This window comes from Massilia sp. CT11-137 (assembly GCF_047302885.1).
Lineage (GTDB): Bacteria > Pseudomonadota > Gammaproteobacteria > Burkholderiales > Burkholderiaceae_D > Telluria > Telluria orientalis.
In genome coordinates, this window is record NZ_JBKYMP010000002.1 from 2,179,828 (window position 1) to 2,196,215 (window position 16,388).

A 16,388-nucleotide genomic window follows, 5' to 3' on the forward strand; every position below is an offset into this window, starting at 1 on the left:
CGATTTGATGCATCGCCGCAAGAAATGTTTGGACAAATGCGACGCGTGGGCGAAAATTCTCCGGTTATCCTCCGTTGCGCGCCGATTTCATGAACGGACCCGACACCCAACCCACGCCGCCATCGCTGCGCGCCGCCATCGCCCACCGTTTCAGCCTCCACGACGACAAGGCGGACGACACCGAGATCGACCGCGCCATCCGCGCCGGCGTGGAGTTGCAGGGCGCGACGTTGTGGATCCTGATGCTGGCGATCCTGATCGCCTCCGTCGGCCTGAACACCAATTCCACTGCCGTGATCATCGGCGCCATGCTGGTGTCGCCGCTGATGGGGCCGATCGTCGGGTTCGGCTACGGGATCGGCATCCTCGACTTCGCGCTGATTCGCCGCGCGCTCGCCAACCTCGGCATTGCCGCCACGATCAGCCTGTCGACCTCGACGCTGTATTTCCTCGTCACGCCGCTGGCCGAGGCGCAGTCGGAACTGCTGGCGCGGACGACGCCCTCGCTGTGGGACGTCCTGATCGCGCTGGCGGGCGGGCTGGCCGGCATCATCGGGCAGACCCGGCGCGAGAAGTCGAACGTGATCCCCGGCATTCGAAGCGCAGTACCCGCAGTGCGGCGACGTCCTCGTGGGCAAGGCCGCTCAGGACGGCGTCGACGGCGCGGCGCCGGTGCCTTTCCTCAGCGCGACTTGCCGGCGCATGCCGCGTGCGGACGAGGTCAAGCGGATCAACGAGTGGCTGAAGGTGCGAAGCGGCATGTCTGACGCCAGAGTGGTTCTTGTCGCCGGACGACCGCAGACCGTACGACGCCCCGCGCCAGGTCCATGATCCCCGTTGGTCGCTTCGGTCTGGTCGTGGAACAGCACCTGATGGGCGGGGAAGGGGAGATTATGGTTTCGCAGGGCCCGTCAGGAGCAGCAGCAGCACGCTGTGCGGCGCCAGCCGCGCTTCCAGTTTGGCGCTGGTGTCGCCCGTCTTCTTGCTCCACAGGTCGGACCAGCGGTAGACGGTCTGCTTGAAATCGACTGACCGGTTGTTCAGGTCATCGATCAGGACTTGCTTCTTCCAGTCGTGGTGAACGTCGGCAGGCTGGTTGGAGCGGTTCAGGAACATCAGCGCCCACTGGCCGCCGTCGAGCGGCTTGGCATAGACTTCCAGCGGACCGTCGGCGAGGACGCGCAGCGCCTGCACACCCAGCTTGTCCTGGTTCACCGCGATCACGCCGGGGTTGGTCAGGATGCGGCGGGTCGCCTCGGACATGGAGCGCAGGTCGTTGCCCAGGATGAGGGGCGAGGCCATCATGGCCCAGATCGACAGATGGGCGCGGTCTTCATCCTCGCTCATGCCGTTGCCCACTTCGAGCATGTCCATATCGTTCCAGTGGCCAGGCCCTGCGAACTTGCGCAGGTTTGCCTGCTTGTCGAGGATGCGCAGCACGCCCAGACCAGTCGAGAGACCGGGACTGAATTCGCAGTCGAAGCAATTATAGATATCGGGTGTGGTGCGCCACGAATGGCCGACCTGGCCGGCCCACTCCCACGGCTTGCTCATGCCCCATTCGCATATGCTGAACAGCATCGGGCGGCCCGCCTTGGCGATCGCGTCGCGCATCGTGGTGTAGGCCGCTTCAGCGTTCATGCTCGGGGTATTACACCAGTCGTACTTGACGTAATCGATGTCCCAGCTGGCGTAGGTCCGCGCATCCTGATATTCGTGGCCGCGGCTGCCGGGACGGCCGCCGCAGGTGGTCGCGCCGGCGTCCGAGTAGATGCCCAGCTTTAGTCCCTTGCCGTGCACATAGTCTGCCAGCACCTTCATACCGGATGGGAAGCGCTTGGGGTCGGGCTGGATGTTGCCGTCGGCGTCGCGCTGGCCTTGCCAGCAATCGTCAATGTTCACGTACTGGAAGCCGGCGTCCTTCAAGCCATGCTTGACCATGGCATCGGCAGTCTCGCGGATCAGGCGCTCGTCGATTTCGCAGGCAAATTTGTTCCAGCTGTTCCAGCCCATTTGCGGGGTGCTGGCCAGGCCTTCAGCCTTTTGAGCCCAGCTATTGCCAAAGGCGGCGGCACCCAGCAAGGCGCCTAACACGAGCTGCGCCGTGCGTTTGATGTTCATCTTGATTCCTATCATTATGCGGATGTTTGAAAGTTTGCGTTCGTGTGGGCGGCCAGCACGCTTGCCGTGACCGCCGCAACTGCAAGGCCGGGCCTTGGCCGCCTGGTGTGAGCCTTGAACGTGCATCGAACCGCAAATTCGCGTCTCACCGACTCGTGTAGAGCGAGGTGGCATCAAGGAGGCACACGCTTGACTGCGTAACTGCCGGCTTTATTTTGCGTCCGGGGTCGTGGGCGGTAGCGGAACCTGGCCTGAGGCTGAAGCATAGGCAATCCGTCGTGGACAACGATATCGGCGGCAATCGAATTTCTAGCAATCCGCAGAAATTGCAAGCAATCTTAACCACAGTGAAAAAAGTTTCATATTTGATACGCTGTTCAAGGAAGAATTCGGCTGTACGCCGAAGTCATCCCGGATGCTAGCCGCCCGGCAGCCGCAGCGGGGACAGCCCGTCGATAGCGTTCCGTCAGAACCACTTGCCTGAACACTGCGGCTGAACCGCTGCCATCCAGGGCCGCGCGAGGCGTGGTCATCCCCATCCCCTGCCAGTCTCCATGTCGCCGGCCGCCACGGCCGATTTCTACTGTGGCTAACATCGCTTGCAATTTCTGCGGTTTGCAAGAAATTCGATTGACAGCGATATCGGTGCCCATGCGGAACGGCCTATGTTTTGCACATGGGCCTGATTCCGCGACCGTCTTCCGTCCGCCACGGTGCCCGAACCCGGCACCCGGCCGATGCTGGGAATCGGCCTGCTGAGGTTTCGGAAATGTTTTCCAAACACACAAGTAAAATGGACACGACGAAAGTACAGCGGATCGCACTGTTATTCAACGCGAACAAGATATTCGATTACGAAGTCATTGCCGGCATTGCCGCCTATTTTGGAAGTACGGGGGCGGCCTGGGATATCTTCCTGGAAGAAGATTTTCGATTGCGCGTTGCGGGCATCGAGCACTGGCAGGGCGACGGCGTTATCGCCAACTTTGACGATCCAGCCGTGGCAGAAGCGTTGTCGCGCTGTAGCGTACCGGTGGTCGCAATTGGCGGTTCCTATGCCGACCCGTCGAATTACCCTGCCGGTGTACCCTACGTTGCGACCGACAACATCAAGTTGATCGAACTGGCACATCAGCATCTGATCGATGTCGGCCTGCAGCGTTTCGCCATGTTCAGCGTTCCCGCCACCGCGGAAAACCGCTGGGCGCAGGAGCGCGAGAATGCCTTCCGCAGCCTGATGCAGGGCGACCGCCTTGAAGCGGAGATATTCCGCGGCTGCGAAACCAGCGTCCATTCGTGGGACGAGGCAGTCCAGGGGCAGATTGACTGGTTGCGCAGCTTGCCCAAACCGGTTGGCATCATCGCCGTCACGGACGCGCGTGCACGCCAGCTCATACAGGCCTGCATTATCGCCAACGTCGAAGTGCCGGAACAGGTGGCGATCATCGGCATCGACAACGACCCGCTGGTGCGCAGGCTCACCCGCATACCGCTCAGTTCCGTGATCCAGGGCGCGCAGGAGATCGGGCGCGCGGCCGCCCGTCTGATCGGGCAGATGCTGCACGGGGTGTGCCCGCCGAAGACGCCGATCGTGGTGCCGCCGGCCGGCATCAACGTGCACGCGTCCAGCCAGTACCAGCTGATCAAGCATCCGAACGTGATGCGCGCGCGCCACTTCATCCGCCAGTATGCGTGCCAGGGCATCAGGACCGAACAGGTGGCCCAATACGTGGGCGTGTCGCGCTCTACGCTCGACGCCGTGTTTCGCCAGGAGCTGGGATGCAGCGTGCACGACGTGATCCTGAGCTTCAGGCTCAGTGCCGCCCGGGCCGGCCTGGATAGCGGGGATCGCAGCAAGGCCGACGTGGCGCTGAACAGCGGCGTTACGTCTATCTAGTACGTGCTTTGAATCAGGCGTTTTTTTTGAAGCTGACTTCCGCAACGATTGTGGCGCCACCCAGCGCGGCGGAGCTACGTTCGATACCGGAAAACGTCAAGCCAATCCTATTTGAGGAGACAATATGTTTCGGAAGCATAATTTGATCGTCCCAACGCTGGTCGCGGCGCTTCTCGCCGGTTGCAGCGGGGGCAGCACGCCCCCCGGCGCGTCCGGCACCGCACCGGCCCTCGCCGCCACCATCGGCTCGGCCACCAGTTATACGAGCGTGAAGTGGGCCGGTGGCGGCTACGTCACCGGCCTCGTCTACCATCCGACGACCGCGGGCCTCATGTACGCACGCACCGACGTCGGTGGCGCCTACCGCTGGAATAATTCGAACGGGTCGTGGACGCCCATTACCGACGGTATCGGTTTCAACGGCGGCGAGAGCGAGTTTCACGGCGTCGAAAGCATCGCCCTCGATCCGGCCAACGACCAGCTCGTCTACCTGGTCACCGGCATGTATACGAAAGACGGCGGCGGCAACCCGTCTAACGGCCGTATCTATGCCTCCAGCAACCGCGGCCTCACATGGACGCACTACGACCTGCCTTTCCCGGTGGGTGGCAATGAAGGCGGCCGGGCCATCGGCGAACGCCTGAAGCTCGATCCCACCAATCCGTCGACGATGTTCTACGCCTCGCGCACGGCCGGCCTGTGGAAAAGCACGAACTCGGGCCAGACGTGGACCCAGACGGCTCTGTCGAGCATCGTGCTCACGGGCGCCCAGATCCAGGCTATCGGCGCCGTGAAGGGCGTCGAGCAGATCATGTTCGACAACTCGAACGTGGGTGGCGGCCAGACGACCTGGATCATGTATGCCGCCGTCGCGCCGGACTACGGCCAGGTGGCGGGCCTGACCTCGACCCTGTACAAGTCCGTCAACGGCGGCTTTTCGTGGACGCCGGTGTCGGTCCCGTCGAACGTGTCCGGTTACTACGTCCCGCACATCGTGCGTACCAGCGACGGCATGTACTATGTGGTATTCAACCAGAACGCCGGCGAGGGCGCCGGCGGTCCCGGTTACCTCTACAAGTTCGGTGGCGTGGCCGGCAATGAGTCCTGGACCCAGCTCTCCAGCATCACAACCGGCGGCGGCTACGGCGGTGTGTCCGTGTACGGCACCGGCTCGACGGCCCGTATCGCGCTGGCCGTGACCGGGACCTGGAGCTCCGCCGGTCCTGTCGTCCAGCTGTCCGACAACGGCGGCGGCACCTGGCGCGAAATCGCGGGCGGCATGCTGCATTACGGCGGACAGTTCTGGGGCTGGATCGACGACATCGAGATCGATCCAGCCAACCGCGACCACATCATGCACGTCACCGGCGGCGGCGTCTGGGAAACCTGGAACGCGTCGTCGTCCACGCCGAGCTGGGACTTCCCGAACAACAACCTCGAGGAGACCGCCACCCTGGCCGTCGTCACGCCGCCGGCCGGCGCGCCGTACAAGTTCGTCAACAGCGCAGGCGACATCGGGACATGGGTCCAGACCGACCTCGCGACGACGCCGACCAGGGGCCCTCTCGCCGATTGGAACAATGGCAACTACGCCGACGTGCTGTGGTCTGATCCGAACTACATCGTCGGTGCCGGCCTCAACAACTCAACGCAACCAAAAAGCGTCTTCGGCTTCTGGTCCGGCGACGCCGGCAACTCGTGGTCGAACTTCGCGACCCTGCCTGCGGGCGCGGCAGCGAACGATTCCGACAACGGGAGTATCGTGACCACGTCTCGCAACAACGTGATCTGGGCGCCGTCCGGCTCGGTGCCATCCTATACCACGAACAATGGCGCGAGCTGGACCGCGACCAACCTGCCGGCGCCGGCAAACCCCGGCGGCTGGGCTAACGGCTATCGCCTGGTCGTCGACCGGAAGAATCCGAACAAGGTCTATGCGTACGATTCGGGCGGCGCATTCTGGGGGCCGGCGGGCAAGGTCTACGTCTCGACCGATGGCGGCCACAACTTCACGCTGAGCCAGGGCTCGGTGTCGGCGAACCTGTACCACAACGCCTTCGATCTCACGTCGATGGTGGTCAACCCCAACGTCGAGGGTGACCTCTGGCTGGCCGACGGCAACGCCATGTACCACTCGACCAATTCGGGGTCGACCTGGACCAAGCTGAACGGCTTCGCGACGGTCGGTGACGACGGCGCGCGGGGCCAACTGCATGGCGCCAGCGTGATCGCCCTGGGCAAGGCACAGGCAGGCAGCCCGTACTCGGCCGCGGTCTACGTCGTGGGTACGATGAATGGCGTATGGGGCTTGTACCACTCCGACGATGGCGGTGCGACCTGGGCACGCTTCAACGATGATGCGCACCAGTACGGCGGCATCGGCGCGATGGCGGGCGATTGGAACACCTACGGGCGCGTCTACTTCAGTGGCACCGGCCGCGGTCTGGTCTACACCAACTGAGTGATACGTCCCAGACGCCGCCAATGACCGCTGCGGCACCGCAAACGTGCCGCGGCGGTCTTTCGATCTGATCCGCAGCTTGCAACCGGAGCGCCGGTGTCGTCAGGCCGCGTGCATCGAGTCTCTTCGCCATCTTGCACGTGATGAAGTCGCTTCCGTGTCGAGCATGGCCCCGGCTTATGCTGGCCGGTCCATTCCCTCCAGATCGCCCCCCTGGCGCGCATGCTTGCGTGGCAGCTTTTCGACCAGCGGCTGGAAACGCACTGCCCATCGGTTGATCGTGGCGTGGTCGACGGAGCCGTACGGAAACGTATTCCTTTGAGCCGGGCATCCCACCCCTTGGTTCCACGATCGGCCTGTGGTGTGGCAGCCATTTCTTCCGGCCCGCTTGCCTGACCGACGCCACCCGTCACGTCCGATTTTTACTATGGCTGACATTCCTTGCAATTTCTGCGGAGTGCAAGAAAATCGATTAGCGGCGATATCGTTGCCCATGACGGACGGCCTATGCTTCACACATGGGTTGGGTTTCGCAACCGCCTCCCGGCCGCAGACGATCCTGGGCTTCACACATTTTCGCTCTCCTCCGTGGCGGGTTTCCGCAGCGGTTTTATGGGGCAGCTTTGGCTGCCCCTTTTTTCGGAGCCGCCCAGCACCGAGACAATTGTTTTAAATATATAAAGATCAAGATATGTCAATACGGCGCCATCGAAGAAGCTGGTTGAACGGTATCGATAATAAAAGCAGGGAGACAAGACGTGCACCTCAGGCTCATTGCATGCAGCAGCAACCGGTCCGCAAACCTTTCGCCGTCCCGGCGTACATCGCGTCGCGCTGTTTTTTTCGCGTTTTTGAAAACGATTTCATAACGCCGGCGACGCTCTGCCAGTCCGTACATCCTTGACCAGTACCAGTCTCCCTGCCGCGAATGTGGAGCGAAGCGGGCAGGGAGCGATCTTTTCTTGTCATCGGCGCAGCCGGTGCCGAGCAACTTCAGCAAACAAAAAAGAAAGGAAGATTCCAATGAGGAGACAAACCATGAGATTCCAGTTGACGGCAGTCGGACTGGCCTGCGGCATGTTGCTGGCCGGCTGCAGCGGCGGCGGCGGTTCGAGCGACGGCGCGACGGCGCAATCCATTTCGTTCCCATTCGTCGGCGGACCGACGCTCGCCGCCCCGCCCGACGTCGCGACCGTCCAGCTGACGGCGACGGCGAGCGGAGGCGGCGAGGTGACCTTCACGTCGAATACGCCGGATATCTGCACCGTCAACGGCGCTACGCTGTCGCTGATCAAAGCAGGCGAGTGCTCGGTGACTGCAAACCAGGCGGGTGGCAACGGCTACACCCCCGCCTCGGAAAACCAAATTTTCGGCATCCCCAAACGGTCGCAGACGGTGACCTTCCGTAATCCAGGGGCGCTGCCGCTGGATTCGACGCCGGTTCCGCTGGTCGCCACGACCAGCATTGCCGGCAAAGCCGTTACTTTTACGTCCAGCACGCCATCGGTCTGCACGGTCAGCGGCAACACGATGACCAAGGTCGACAACGGGCTGTGCGAAATCACGGCGCAGGTAGTCGATGATATCTATGCCCCCGGCACGGTTGTCCGGAGCATCCCGATCGGCACCGCGCAAGCGGATGCGCTGACGTTCCTGAGCGGCTACAAGGGCATCGACCAGACCAATGAGTCGGGCAGCATCGAGACCTACGCCGGCAGCAGCGCGGACGGTTGGTGGTGTGCCACGAACTGGTGCGGCCGCACCGTGCCCACCGACGGCAACAGCTTCACCTGGTACTACAACATCCAGCCGGATTCCGGCAATGGACTGGGGGGCTACATGGGCGTCAAGCTGCTCGCGGGTGGCCTGGCGAAGCTCGTCGAGAACGGCGACACGCCCACTGGCGCACGGATCGATGCCCAGACGGCCCTGAAGTTCAAGCTCGCGCAGAACCCTGAATGGTTCGGCAACGGCAACAACGGCGTCGATATCAATCTGTACCTCGGCCACTTCGCCGTCAAGGACGGCAAGGCCTGCAACGTGAAGCTGCACGCGACGGTAATGCCGACCGCTGCAGCCGCCACGAGCTACAGCGTCGCTCTCAAGGACAAGTTCACGATTGCGGAATCGTGCGGCCTGACGGGACTCGACCTCTGGACCGAGTTGCAGGATTACCCGATCGCGCAAGTCGAATTCTCCGCAGTGAGCGCGAACGCCTCGATGGCGACCGCGGGTGCGGTCAAGCTGACCTACTCGACCCAACTCACGCTGACCGGCCCCATCACCTTCCAATGACCGCGGACGGCATCCAAGGCATTAAATAAAAGGATATAAATAATGACAAGAATTGAGACGAAGATCGTGAGGAAACCGATCAAGATGACCGCGCTGTCGTTGGCGGTGGCGCAGGCCGCACTGGTCTGGGGCGGCGCGGCGCATGCGCAAACGGCGCCGGCCGGCGACCCGCCTACGCAGACGGTGGTCGTGAGCGGCCAGCGCGCCGCCATGCAGTCGGCGCAAAAACTCAAGCAGAACGCCGAGGAAGTCATCGATGCCGTCGTTGCGGAAGAAGCCGGCAAACTGCCGGACAAGTCGATCACCGAAGTGCTGCAGCGCGTCGCGGGCGTCACGATCGACCGCAACCGTTCGCGCGGCGACCCGGAACACTTCTCGGTCGAAGGTTCGGGCATTTCGGTGCGTGGCCTGACCTGGGGTTCGTCCACGCTGAACGGCCGCGAATCGTTCTCGGCCGGCTATCCGGGCCGGGAACTGAGCTGGGGCGACATCCCGCCGGAACTCATGTCCGCAGTGGTGGTGCACAAGAATCCGCCCGCCGAGCTGGTCGAAGGCGGCGTCAGCGGTCAGGTGGATCTGCGTACCGCGCTGCCATTCGACTACAAGGACGGCAAGGTCGCCCTGTCGGTGAACGGCAACTACAACGCCCTGGGCAGCAAGAAGTCGCCGGGCCTGTCGGCCCTGGTGTCGAAGCGGTGGAATACCCGCACCGGGCAATGGGGCGCGTTGATCGACCTGTCCGCCAACCGCACCAATTCCCACAACGATACGGTTCAGGTCGATGCGTATTTCCCACGCACCGACATCGTTGACAGCCAGACCGTCTGGATCCCCAAGTCCGCGTCATTCCGCACCAACACGAGCCAGGTCGACCGTGCCGGTGTCTATGGCGCGTTGCAGTGGAAGAACAACGGCATGGAATCGGCACTGACGTACTTCCATACCGGTTACAAGTCGGCCAACACCGAGAACGCCACGTTTACGGCCGTCGAGTCGCCGTACCTGGTCAAGCCGCTCGATCCGGTTTTCAACCAGAACGGCATTTTGCAGAATGGCCTCTACACTTACCCGATCGGCGGCGTGGGCGCGAACAGCTTCGCGGCCGGTGGCCTAGGTTACCAGTCCGACACCGGCTTCGACACCAGCAAATCGCAGACGCGCGAGATCGCCTGGAACTTCAGGTGGAACATCAACGACCGCTGGGCCATCCAGAGCGACTTGCAGTGGGTGCATGCGACGAATAGTTCCGAGGGCAACGTCATGACCTTGGGCACGTTCGTGCCGAACCTGGGCATCGACTTGTCGGGCAGTCTGCCGAAGGTGACGTTCGATGACACTGACCGCGCCTTCCTGGCGAATCGCGACAACTACTACATGAGCTTCATGATGCCGTCGATGACCAAGGCCAAGGGCGACCTGTATGCCTGGAAGACGGACGCGCGTTTCCACTTCGACGACGACGTGCTGCGCGACCTGCGCTTTGGCGTGCGCCTCACCAAGCGTACGGCGGTCCGCTCCGACGCCTCCGGTGGCATCGGTGGCTGGAAGAGCATTGCCGAGCCGTGGTCCGTCAACGCGACGAAGGTGCCGGGCACTCTGCCGCTGCTCGCGGACAAGGGTTGGCAAGCACGCCCCAACGTCAGTTACTTCAGCGATCCGCGCTACGGCAACCTGGTGCAGACGTCCTCGTATACGTTCCCGACGTTCTTCAATGGCAAGATTCCCCAGGTGCCAACGATGGTCGTTCCGGACCCGGCCTTCGTCCGGAACCTGGCCAATAATGCGAAACTCATCCCGGCCCTGCAGATGCAGTGCCAGGACGGCAACGCATACTATGGCACCAACAATGATTGCTCGACCGCGGATGGCGGCTGGAAACCGCTGGCCTACAACGACGATCCGGCCCAGACCAGCAGCCAGCAGGAACGCACCGAAGCCGCCTACGGCCAACTGCGCTTCGGCTTCGACAACTTGCGTTTCCCCGTCGAGGGCAACCTCGGCGTGCGTGTGATCCACACGCGCAGCGAGTCCCACGGCTTCACGATCTTCAATCCGACGTATGGCTCGAACGCGTCGGATGTGATCCCGCGCTTCGCCGCGATCAAGGATCCGGTGAATGCGTCGCAGCAGTACGTCGACGTGCTGCCCAGCCTGAACCTGAAGGCCGACCTGACGGACAAGCTGCAAACCCGTTTCGCGTTCGCCAAGTCGATGTACCGTCCGCCGTTCGACAACCTGAACGAGTACATCAACCTGAACCAGAACATCACGTCGGGCACCGGCGCCGAGGCCGGCACCATCAAGAGCATCAGCTACACGGGCAACGACCGGGGTAACGCCAAGCTGAAGCCGGTCCGCTCCAACAACTTCGACTGGACGCTCGAATGGTATCCGGGCAACGGTTCGTCGCTGACCATGGCCGTGTTCCGCAAGAATGTGCGTGACATCATCTTGAACACGGCATTCACCAGGACCTACAAGAGCCTGGCGGGCAACGACCAGACGTTCCTGATCACGGGGCCGGACAACGTCGCAAAGGGTTCGGTGACGGGCCTGGAACTGGCGGGCCAGACCTACTTCAACAATGTGCCGGGGCTGGACCGCATGCTGCCGGACTGGGCCAAGGGCTTCGGCATCTCCGCGAACTACACGTACATCGATAGCAAGCAGGACCTGTACCATCCGTTCACCCAGAAGTATTGCCCGGCGAACGGATCGTTCAACAACAGCTCGCTGAGCCTGTACGGCTGCGACACGAACGGCCTGCCTTTCACGTCGCTGCCGATCCAGTACCTGTCGAAGAACGCGTACAACCTCATGTTCCTGTATGACCGCGGTCCGCTGTCTGCGCGCCTGGCCTATAGCTGGCGCAGCCGGTTCCTGCAGGGCGTGGGTGCGAACGGCACGGGCGGTGACAACGCCACGAGTGCCGATCCGGACCGCGCCGCCGCGAACGGTGGCACGGCGCCGACGGACGTGGGCTACGGCCTGCCGACCTGGCAGGAAGCGACGGGCCAGCTGGACTTTGGCGTGGACTACAGGTTCAACGAGCACATCTCGGGCAACTTCTCGGCGAGCAACCTGACGGACATGGTCGTGCGTCAGACGCAACAGCAAGGCATCGGCAACATGCCCCGCGCCTGGTTCGAGCCGGGCCGCAGCTTCCGCCTGAGCCTGCGTTACACGTACTAAAGGAAAAGGCGGTCCCGTCTGCGGGGCCGCCCCTGCCTCTGCGTCGACAAGCCGGGCCCGGTGCGGACCGGCTTTATTCGCTGGTATGCGGCTTGGCCGCCAGGCCACCGGTTCGCCACTGTCGGACCTGCCACCTTCATTGACATGCACCCGCTATATTCAAAAGCATTGGTCCGGCTGGTCCTGCTTCTCGGTATGAGTACACTGACCGGGTATATTTGCGTCAGCCGCAGCCATCACCGCGTCCCGTTGTTTGGGCAGGCAGATTTTTCCTGGCAGTTGCGAACGCATAAAGGCAACGACGCGACAACGAGCCTGGATGCGCGAGTCGATGCCGCGCGCCTGATCATGGAATTCGCCCTGTCACGCAGCAGTTCCAAACCCTATGTATCGAGCGGCCTGCTCTTCAGAGACAGCAACGGTAAACCGGCATTGCTCGACTGGTCCAGATTCGGCAAGATCAGTTTCGAGGCACGCTGCCTCCCCGCCGGTACCATCCGGATCAGTCTGACCACCTTCGATGACAAGCTGTCCAAAGTGGATGATCTGATGACCTACCGTTCGCCGTCGGCATACATTAACTGCGATCAGGACGGGGCTCACGCCGAACTCGATCTGGCGCATTTGACTGTTCCGCAATGGTGGGTCGACTCGAACAAGCTCAATCCATCCGACCTGGGCTACTCGCTGGCCAAGGTTGCGCAGTTCGAAGTGGGCACCAGCACTGCCAGCGGCGTCGGCATCCCGTCGCGTATCGAAATCGCGAATATCGAAATGCACGAGCGGAAATATGGCTACCTGTATTTTCTCGCCGCATTCCTAACGGTAGCCTGGGCGGGTTTCGGGTTCTGGTTCGTCAGGCAGTACGCCGTGGTTTTGGCCAATGACCTTCATGCGCGGATGCAGAAGGAAGTGCCACTGGTGGCGTACCAGCAGCTGGCGCTGGAGACACACCAGGAAAAAGGAAAATCCGCCATTCTGCGATTGCTGGCGACGCGTTATGCGGATCCAGGACTGGATCTGGAGACCGTAGTGACGGAAACCGGTGTCAACCGCAATAAGGTCAACGACATATTAAAGGCGGAAATAGGCTGCACCTTCATCGGTTACGTGAACAAGCTCAGATTGACCGAAGCATCGCGCCTGTTGGTGGAAAACACCGGTGCCAGTATTGCAGAAGTCGCCTATTCGGTCGGCTACAGAAATTCCTCGTATTTCATCAAGCTCTTCAAGCAAGAATACCAATGCACCCCGAAGGCATTCCGGGATGCATGCAAAAAAGACGCGCGCGAGCCGGCGCGATAAGGCCCTCCGCAGGCGGCGGTCAGCGGGAGCCCCCGCTTTGACCGATCCGGTAGTAGTCAAAGTCGACGCGGCCGCCGGCGGTCTGCGTCGAATAATAGAAGAGCGCGTAGCGGTAACCCATGAAGTGCGGGAAGGTGTAGGTAAGGCGCGAGGGACGCCCGATCGGGGTCCAGGATTTGCCGTCGAGGCTGTAGGAGAAGCGGGCGACTTCAGGCGCCCCCGGTATGCCATAGGTCTTGGCGCCATTCTCGTCGACGCCGAAACGGGCATCGTCAGGCGCGGACTGGAATTCGCATTCGACCTTGAGGTGAACGGTTTTGCCGGAAAGGGGAATGGAGGCGACCTCCTCGGGCTGGCCGGAGTCGGCGCTCACCATGACGAGCGACCTGGCGCCGGCGCTCATCTTTACGCCGACAAAACCGTATTTTTTCTGAAAGGCGGCAAGGCCGGTCCAGTCGCCGTCTTTCATGCCGCTCACGTCGATGCTGGTGGTGGCGAAACTGTCAGGGCCAAAGGTGCGCTGGGTGAGGGTATTCCTCGCCTCAGGCAGGCTGGAATCGACCCGGCTGGTGACGAAGCTCAGGTAGCCGGGGCGCTTGGTGAGCGACCAGTTACGCGGCTCGGGATTGTGATTCCATTGCCAGGCGAGGGGCAGGGCGGGGGCGCCGGGCGAGCGGTCGAATTCGTCGGAGGCGACGATACCGGACGCGCCCGAGCGGCCCTGGCGGCCGGCGGGGATGTCGAGCGTCATGGGCACCTCGCCGTCCTGGCCGAGCACGGGCCAGCCGTCCTTCCAGGTCACGGGCACGAGGTAGGGAACGCGACCGACGGCGCCGTTGTCCTTGAAAAGATAGGCATACCATTTGCCTTCCGGGGTGTCGATGAGGCCGCCCTGGGCGATACCGCGATCATCGAGCGCGATGCGGCCCTCGTAGGGACCGTCGATCTTGTCGGCGCGGTGGACGATGACGGTGCGTGCCCAGCGGGTCTTGGGCGAGGCGATGTTGAAGAGGTAGTAGCGGCCGTTGATCTTGGAGAGCTGCGAGCCCTCGGCTTTGAGTCCGCCCTGGTCGGCGCCGAAGAGGGCATTGGCGTTTTCGATGATGACCTTGTTGACGCCGCCGGGCTTGAAACCAGTGAGATCGGGTTTCAGCTCCCTGAGCGAGATGCGGCCGCCCCCGAACACCATGTAGACACGACCGTCGTCGTCGAAAAACAGGCTGTGGTCACCCAGCGCGGGCTCGAAACTCGTTTCTTTCCACGGGCCGCGCTCCGGATTGCGCGTGGCGTAGATATGGGTGCGTCCTCCGGCGGTGGCGGAGAATGTCGAGGCATAGAACATGCCGTCGTGATAACGCAGGCTGCTGGCCCAGGAGCCCTCACCGTAGGCGTTCTTGCCGTTTTCGAGGCGGAAGGCTTCGTTGTCGGCCAGGGTGTCATAGGCGTACGAGGCCATGCTCCAGTTGACCAGGTCCGTCGACTTCATGATCGGCAGGCCCGGGCTCATGTGCATCGTCGTGCTGCTCATGTAGTAGGTTTTTCCTACACGGATGACTGCAATGTCCGGAACGTCGGCCCAGATCACGGGATTATGGGCACGATCCGCCTTTGCCGCCGGGCCGGGCCGGGGCGCGCCGGAGGCGCGGTCCGCCGGCAGGTCGTGGTGCGCGAATTGCCAGTAATCGAACTTGAAGAGTTCTTCGCCGGCCGCACCGCGGAACACGAAGAAGACATCCTGGACGCCGGAGGCGCCGGAGACCCGGACCGACTGCGGCTTCCATTGGCCGCCGGTTCCCGAGACCGGCAGCGTGCCGATCAGCTGGCCGTCGAGCTTGCCCAAACGAATCTCGATCTTCGCCCCGGTGGCCTGTTTCGGCTTGGCCGTGCTGGAGAGGCTGGCCATGAAGGCGCGCGCGCCGGGCGCGCCGAAATCGACATTGCGCACCTGGATGTAGGCCCCGTCGTGGATGTCGCGCACATTCTGGCCGCCGGCGCTGCTGGGTTCGATTTTGACACCGGACGACCACGCAATGGTCTCGGCTTCGACGCGCTTGTAGGGATCGAGGGTGGCGACCGGTGCCGGGCCTTCCCTGGTCGGTTGCACCGTCGGGACCGAGCCGTCCGGGTTGAACTTCAACTCATCGACGGCCACGGAACGCTTGAAGCCGTCGCCTCCTGGAAGCGCGGCGTTGTGGTAGAAGAGGTAGGTCTTGCCCTTGAAATCGACCACGCCCGGATGGTTGGTGAACGCACTTTGCGGGGGCATGACGACGCCGCCGTAGGTCCACGGGCCTTCCGGTGTGGGGCCGGTGGCGTAGGCGAGATGCTCAGGGATGGGACCACCAGCAAAAAACAGGTAAGCGAGATTCTTGCGCTTGTAGAGCCAGGGACCTTCTTCGTAGGACGTGCCGCGCAAGGCGCGCTTCGGAAGCGTCGTGCCTTGTGTGTCCGGAGGATTGCGCTCGCCCAACGCCTTGACGGTCATCGGATGGCGAATGATGCCATTCTCCCCGACGCTCGTGTCGTAGGAAATCATGTCCTTGTTCAGCTTCACCGACCACAGATTCGGGTTGCCCCAGGCGAGATAGGCCTGGCCGTTGTCGTCGATGTAGACGGTCGGATCGATGCTGTCGTACAGGCCGCCGGCGTGGCCAGCGATCAGTGGTTTCTTGATGGGATCGGTGTACGGGCCGAGGGGATTGTCGGCCACCAGCACGCCTATGCCGCGGCCTTGCACCGGGGCGTAGAGATACCATTTGCCGTCCCTCTCGATCACCTGGGGAGCCCAGGCGCCATTATCAAAACCGTCCCAGCCGGAAATCTCCTTGGCGGCCCAGGCGAAATCCCGCAGGGAGGCGATCGCGCCATGCTGGGTCCAGTTCACCATGTCCGTCGTCGTGGCGAGCACCCAGTCCTTCATGTTGAAGTTGTTTCTTTCGCCGACATCCTGGTCGTGGCTGGAAAACAGGTAGAGCGTGCCCTTATGGACCATGGGTGCCGGATCGGCGGTATACATCGTTTGAATAATCGGGTTGTGCGCGAATGACGCCGCGGGCAGCGAAACCAGTACGGACAAGAGAACGAGAGCGGGGCAGTGTGTCTTTTTCATGAATGTCG

8 protein-coding genes are annotated in these 16,388 nt (G+C 62.5%); 6 read left to right on the forward strand and 2 right to left on the reverse strand.

Going from position 1 to position 16,388, the window contains the following annotated elements; genetic code table 11:
* The first annotated feature begins 89 nt into the window (after window positions 1-89).
* Entirely contained in the window at window positions 90-767 is a 678-nt protein-coding gene (locus ACEN98_RS26645; RefSeq protein ID WP_413387864.1) for a DUF389 domain-containing protein, read from the forward strand.
* 124 nt (window positions 768-891) lie between these two features.
* Here ACEN98_RS26645 and ACEN98_RS26650 read toward each other — a convergent pair whose 3' ends face one another.
* Window positions 892-2,121, reverse strand: a complete 1,230-nt coding sequence (locus tag ACEN98_RS26650) for a glycoside hydrolase family 27 protein (RefSeq protein WP_413387866.1) — start codon at window positions 2,119-2,121, stop codon at window positions 892-894.
* Window positions 2,122-2,914: 793 nt separating this feature from the next.
* On the opposite strand from ACEN98_RS26650, the gene ACEN98_RS26655 reads away from it, so the two are divergent.
* The 5 genes from ACEN98_RS26655 to ACEN98_RS26675 all read left to right on the forward strand — a co-directional run bounded on the left by ACEN98_RS26655 (window position 2,915) and on the right by ACEN98_RS26675 (window position 13,271).
* Window positions 2,915-4,018 carry a substrate-binding domain-containing protein gene (locus ACEN98_RS26655; protein ID WP_413387868.1) on the forward strand — a complete coding sequence of 368 codons (1,104 nt, stop codon included), beginning with the start codon at window positions 2,915-2,917 and terminating at the stop codon, window positions 4,016-4,018.
* A 124-nt stretch (window positions 4,019-4,142) separates the two neighbouring features.
* Complete coding sequence (locus ACEN98_RS26660) at window positions 4,143-6,479, forward strand: dockerin (RefSeq protein ID WP_413387870.1); 2,337 nt, start codon at window positions 4,143-4,145, stop codon at window positions 6,477-6,479.
* A gap of 1,038 nt (window positions 6,480-7,517) precedes the next feature.
* The gene (locus ACEN98_RS26665) at window positions 7,518-8,774 is read left to right on the forward strand and encodes a hypothetical protein (RefSeq protein WP_413387872.1); all 1,257 of its coding nucleotides are present in this window, start codon (window positions 7,518-7,520) and stop codon (window positions 8,772-8,774) included.
* Window positions 8,775-8,816: 42 nt separating this feature from the next.
* Entirely contained in the window at window positions 8,817-11,966 is a 3,150-nt protein-coding gene (locus ACEN98_RS26670) for a TonB-dependent receptor (RefSeq protein ID WP_413387874.1), read from the forward strand.
* Between the two features lie 195 nt (window positions 11,967-12,161).
* Window positions 12,162-13,271 carry a helix-turn-helix domain-containing protein gene (locus tag ACEN98_RS26675; RefSeq protein WP_413387876.1) on the forward strand — a complete coding sequence of 370 codons (1,110 nt, stop codon included), beginning with the start codon at window positions 12,162-12,164 and terminating at the stop codon, window positions 13,269-13,271.
* Between the two features lie 19 nt (window positions 13,272-13,290).
* Here the strand turns inward: ACEN98_RS26675 and ACEN98_RS26680 are convergent, their stop codons facing one another.
* The gene (locus tag ACEN98_RS26680; RefSeq protein ID WP_413387878.1) at window positions 13,291-16,380 is read right to left on the reverse strand and encodes a family 43 glycosylhydrolase; all 3,090 of its coding nucleotides are present in this window, start codon (window positions 16,378-16,380) and stop codon (window positions 13,291-13,293) included.
* Window positions 16,381-16,388: the final 8 nt, after the last annotated feature.

What these genes read in the sequence shown, in the direction of transcription:
- ACEN98_RS26645 (WP_413387864.1), top strand. Translation starts at nt 90, where the DNA reads ATGAACGGACCCGACACCCAACCCACGCCGCCATCGCTGCGCGCCGCC.
- ACEN98_RS26650 (WP_413387866.1), bottom strand. Translation starts at nt 2,121, where the DNA reads ATGAACATCAAACGCACGGCGCAGCTCGTGTTAGGCGCCTTGCTGGGT.
- ACEN98_RS26655 (WP_413387868.1), top strand. Translation starts at nt 2,915, where the DNA reads ATGGACACGACGAAAGTACAGCGGATCGCACTGTTATTCAACGCGAAC.
- ACEN98_RS26660 (WP_413387870.1), top strand. Translation starts at nt 4,143, where the DNA reads ATGTTTCGGAAGCATAATTTGATCGTCCCAACGCTGGTCGCGGCGCTT.
- ACEN98_RS26665 (WP_413387872.1), top strand. Translation starts at nt 7,518, where the DNA reads ATGAGATTCCAGTTGACGGCAGTCGGACTGGCCTGCGGCATGTTGCTG.
- ACEN98_RS26670 (WP_413387874.1), top strand. Translation starts at nt 8,817, where the DNA reads ATGACAAGAATTGAGACGAAGATCGTGAGGAAACCGATCAAGATGACC.
- ACEN98_RS26675 (WP_413387876.1), top strand. Translation starts at nt 12,162, where the DNA reads ATGAGTACACTGACCGGGTATATTTGCGTCAGCCGCAGCCATCACCGC.
- ACEN98_RS26680 (WP_413387878.1), bottom strand. Translation starts at nt 16,380, where the DNA reads ATGAAAAAGACACACTGCCCCGCTCTCGTTCTCTTGTCCGTACTGGTT.